Source organism: Nocardia sp. NPDC058519, assembly GCF_042719755.1.
Taxonomy (GTDB): Bacteria; Actinomycetota; Actinomycetes; order Mycobacteriales; family Mycobacteriaceae; genus Nocardia.
In genome coordinates, this window is the sequence record NZ_JBHXNK010000066.1 from 1 (window position 1) to 3,515 (window position 3,515).

At 68.9% G+C, this 3,515-nt stretch carries 9 protein-coding genes and 1 pseudogene; all 10 read right to left on the minus strand.

Going from position 1 to position 3,515, the window contains the following annotated elements; translation table 11 throughout:
* Positions 1–10 precede the first annotated feature (10 nt).
* The gene (locus ACFWPK_RS34435) at positions 11–442 is read right to left on the minus strand and encodes a hypothetical protein (protein WP_378923042.1); all 432 of its coding nucleotides are present in this window, start codon (positions 440–442) and stop codon (positions 11–13) included.
* Entirely contained in the window at positions 432–734 is a 303-nt protein-coding gene (locus ACFWPK_RS34440; protein ID WP_378923044.1) for a hypothetical protein, read from the minus strand. Before ACFWPK_RS34440 ends, ACFWPK_RS34435 begins: the two co-directional genes overlap by 11 nt.
* On the minus strand, positions 719–1,231 hold the full coding sequence (locus ACFWPK_RS34445; RefSeq protein WP_378923046.1) for a hypothetical protein: 513 nt from the start codon (positions 1,229–1,231) through the stop codon (positions 719–721). The genes ACFWPK_RS34440 and ACFWPK_RS34445 overlap by 16 nt, the downstream gene beginning before the upstream one ends.
* On the minus strand, positions 1,228–1,482 hold the full coding sequence (locus ACFWPK_RS34450) for a hypothetical protein (RefSeq protein WP_378923047.1): 255 nt from the start codon (positions 1,480–1,482) through the stop codon (positions 1,228–1,230). Before ACFWPK_RS34450 ends, ACFWPK_RS34445 begins: the two co-directional genes overlap by 4 nt.
* Positions 1,479–1,985 (minus strand): hypothetical protein, encoded by a 507-nt coding sequence (locus ACFWPK_RS34455; RefSeq protein ID WP_378923048.1) that lies wholly within the window; start codon positions 1,983–1,985, stop codon positions 1,479–1,481. The genes ACFWPK_RS34450 and ACFWPK_RS34455 overlap by 4 nt, the downstream gene beginning before the upstream one ends.
* Positions 1,982–2,539 carry a hypothetical protein gene (locus ACFWPK_RS34460; protein ID WP_378923050.1) on the minus strand — a complete coding sequence of 186 codons (558 nt, stop codon included), beginning with the start codon at positions 2,537–2,539 and terminating at the stop codon, positions 1,982–1,984. Before ACFWPK_RS34460 ends, ACFWPK_RS34455 begins: the two co-directional genes overlap by 4 nt.
* Positions 2,536–2,757, minus strand: coding sequence for a hypothetical protein (locus ACFWPK_RS34465; protein ID WP_378923052.1), 222 nt, complete (start codon positions 2,755–2,757; stop codon positions 2,536–2,538). The genes ACFWPK_RS34460 and ACFWPK_RS34465 overlap by 4 nt, the downstream gene beginning before the upstream one ends.
* Positions 2,754–2,939 carry a hypothetical protein gene (locus ACFWPK_RS34470; RefSeq protein WP_378923053.1) on the minus strand — a complete coding sequence of 62 codons (186 nt, stop codon included), beginning with the start codon at positions 2,937–2,939 and terminating at the stop codon, positions 2,754–2,756. Before ACFWPK_RS34470 ends, ACFWPK_RS34465 begins: the two co-directional genes overlap by 4 nt.
* The gene (locus ACFWPK_RS34475; protein ID WP_378923055.1) at positions 2,936–3,124 is read right to left on the minus strand and encodes a hypothetical protein; all 189 of its coding nucleotides are present in this window, start codon (positions 3,122–3,124) and stop codon (positions 2,936–2,938) included. The genes ACFWPK_RS34470 and ACFWPK_RS34475 overlap by 4 nt, the downstream gene beginning before the upstream one ends.
* Positions 3,121–3,515 (minus strand): annotated as a pseudogene (locus tag ACFWPK_RS34480) (hypothetical protein); the annotation flags it as partial. The gene ACFWPK_RS34475 and the pseudogene ACFWPK_RS34480, both read right to left, overlap by 4 nt.

The window sequence follows — 3,515 nt, forward strand, 5'->3', positions numbered from 1 at the left end:
CAGGCCGGGATCAGCCACGGCTCTTCTCCTCGGTGGGGGTGAGGTAGGTGTCCGGCCCGCAATCGGTGTCGCACTGGTCGCACCGCCACCGCCCGCCAGCACCGCTACGGCTGTCGTGCCGGCAGTCGGTCTCCTCGGTGGGGACGTACAGGACAGTGACGGACTTGTCGTCCCGGAACACCTCGTAGTGGTAGGCGGGAATGTTGTGGCCAACCCAGAGCCATCCATCGGTGACGCGCTGCCAAACCGTGCAGGTGTCGGTCCCCATGACTACGGTCCCTACAGGCATATTCGTGAACTCGGAATAGTCCGTGATCTCGCGGGCGGGTGGACGCACGCCCACAGCGTTGAGGCGTTTCGCGGCCTCCTCGCACTGGTCCCGCGTGGCGTAGAGCCTTTCGCCGTAGATCAGGCCGGTCAGGGTCTCGCGGTCACTCGCCATCACGGGGCTCCTTTGGTGCGATCGGGAGATGCAGGACGACGGCCGGGCCGTCGAGGGTCACCGACTCCCCCGCCGTCAGGACTAGACGGCGGGACGGCGGGGTGATCCAGGTAGGCGAGTCGTCGCGGTATGCGCCAGGGAATCGGCTGGTCGCATGCAGAGCGCGGGCCAGCGACTGCTCGTGCGTGCTGGTCTCGGCGGCAGGGTCGTACACCTTGAGGACGGCCAGGAGCCGGTGCATCTCCAGCGCGGTCGGGGTGTCGCGGTCACTCGCCATTACGGGCACTCGCATTCGGCGTAGACGGTGCCGTGGACCTGGACGCGACCGCAGGTGTCGCACGTGGGGTACTCGGGCTGAGCTTCAGCCAACTGAGCAGCCAGGTGGTCGGCGCGGGCGTTGGCCTCCTTGAGCTGTGCGATCAGTGTGTCGATGACGGCATCGCCCATCCAGCGGGTGCCGGTGTCCCCGTCCGGGCCGATAGCCAGGAGGGTGTAGCCGGGACGGGTGCGCCAGTAGGCGATCTCGGAGGCTTGGTGGGCCGGGATCAGGTGAATGTCTTCGGCCCACTCCGGGCGGTCGGCGTAGGGGCTGTGCGTCCGCTTGATCGCGACATAGGCGTGCGGCTGGTCGTCGGCGGGGATCGGGTCAGCGGGGGTCTCAGCGTCGATCACAGCGGTGTCCTCGGTGGGTGCGGGTTTGGGTGTGCGGAGATTGGTGACGCGGTGCTCGGCGAGCTCGCGGCGGCCGGAGGCGAGGAGAGCGGCGACGACGGGGTTCGGGTCGGTCATGACTGGCCACCTTCGACAACGCGGCGGAGGTGCTGGATCGATCGGGCGGCCGACTCTTCCCACTCAGCGATGCGAACCCGCGCGGCACGGACCTCGCCGATCAGCGCCAGGATCACCTCGTCGGCGATCAGGTCACCGTCGCCCTCCTCGATGAGCTCCGCGGCCTCGGTCAGCTCCTGATCGGTGAGCCGGACGGTCGAGCCGATCGGGCGCTGGGACAGTGCGGTGTCGGGTGTGAGGTCGGTGCTCATGCCTTGCCGCCTTCAGGTGCGGGGATGTGGATGACCCGGACCGGGCCGCGCTGGGCTGTCAGGGCTGCACTGGTCCACCGGCCGGAGCCCTCCGACCATTGGCCGCCGGACGGGTTGGCCAGGGTGGGTGCGTGTGCCCACCAGCGGGTTGACAGGCCGGGGGTTGTCCAGCGCTGCCACATCACGCCGTGCTGGTCGATCACGGCTGAACCGTCCGGGAGGGTGTCGAGGTAGCCGGGATCGGCGGGGACCCCGTTCTGCACTGCGGCAAGAGCGGCGAGAATCTCGATCCGGGCGGCGTTGGCTTCACCGAGGGCCGTGGCCAGCCGGTCCACATCCTGTTCGGCCTCGATCAGTTTCTCCCGCAGGATGTGAGCCTCGGCCCGCGCGTGCTGGAGTTCCTCGGTGTGCCGGTCGTCGGCGTTGAGGAGAGCGGCCCGCTGCTGGTCGATGTGCTGGGCGAGGGCATCGAGAGCGGCCCCCGGCTCGATGTGGATCTTCATGCCTTGCCGCCTTCGGGGAGCAGGTACACAGCGACGGCCCGGTAGTTCTCACTCGCGGCGTCGGCCATGACGTTGCGGTGGCCATTGACAGTGGGGCCGTACCAGGTCGCGGCATCCACATGACGCCAGCCATCCATCGCGAAGTCGAGATGCTGGTAGCCGAGCAGCTCACCGCGTGAGGCGCGGAGTCGTTTGTTCTCGACCTCGGCGGCGGCCAGCTTCTCGCGCAGGATGTTCGCTTCGTCCCGGGCGAGGACGAGCTCGCGGGGTTCGGGGGCGAAGGGGTCGCGCGCTGGGGCCGGTGCGGTGTCGGCGGTGATGCGCAGGCCGTGACGGGCAGCGAGCTCGGTGATCTTGACGGCGAGGGTGTCGGCGGCAGAATCAGCTACCTGGAGCCAGTCATTCAGGTCCCGCGCCATTCGCACAGTCGGCGAGTTGAAGGCCATGACCTCCATGAGCGTGCTGTGGACGCCAACGTTCGGCACCCGCTGCAGAAGCTCGACGGCAGCGGCGATCTCAACGGAGGTGGGCGGGGTGACAGCGGGGATGGTCATGCTCGGATCTCCTGGGTGGGGATGAGGTCGACCGGCTCGGCGGCGGTCTCGGTGCAGGCGGGGCAGGTGTCGCCGTCGTCGTCGTGCGCCCAGCCCTCGGCGAACAGCTGGGCGCGGAGCTCGGGGAGGACGGCGGCCATGGTCTCGGTTTCGGCGAGGTGCCGGCGGACGAGGTCACCGCAGTGGTCGCAGGTCAGGGTCAGGGTGCGGCGGGTCATGCTTCACCGAGCCATTCGCTGATGGCTTCGCGCACCTCGAGCGGCAGGTCGGCAGCAGACGGAGACCGGCGAACCGGCCGGTCAACGACGTTGTCCCAGCGCTGGACCTCGATGGTCCAGCTGGCGCAGTTCTCGCCGGGCAAGGACTCGTAGCTGATCTTCGTGGGCATGACGACGGTCATCGGATCTCCTCCGGACGCACCTCGGCGGACTCGGCCATGAACGTGAGAGTGACCAGCGCGGTGTCGTTCTCGTGCCGCACCTGCGGGCCCTCCGCGGTGAGGCACCAGGGGAACTCCTCGCCGCCGACGGTGAGGGTCTTGGCCACGTGGTCGACGACCACGTGCGGAGCGATATCGAAGCTCATCGGGTCGCCTCCGTGGGGAGGTCGATGTCGGCGAAGCCGTGCAGCGTCAGCGGCTGCCCGGCGCCGATCTCCTCGCGCCACTGATAGATCCACTCGCCGAGAGAGTCACCGGCATCCCATGCCCCGGCCAGGTACCGCGCGGCACGGTCAGCCGCCACGGGGTCAACCCTGTGCAGGACAGCAAGCAGGTACGCGGTGCCGTAGCCGCTCGCGTTCGCCGCCGCAGTGCGCCAAAGCATCTCGGCATCGACCCGGCCGCCGAGTTCCTTGTCGACCGCGGCGACCGCCTTGCCCAAGTCGAACCCGGTGCGGAATCGGTCTCCTGCCTTCACCTCGCTGTCGAGGAGGGAGCCGAGCAGTGACAGTGCAGGCTTCGCGGGATCGCCCGCCC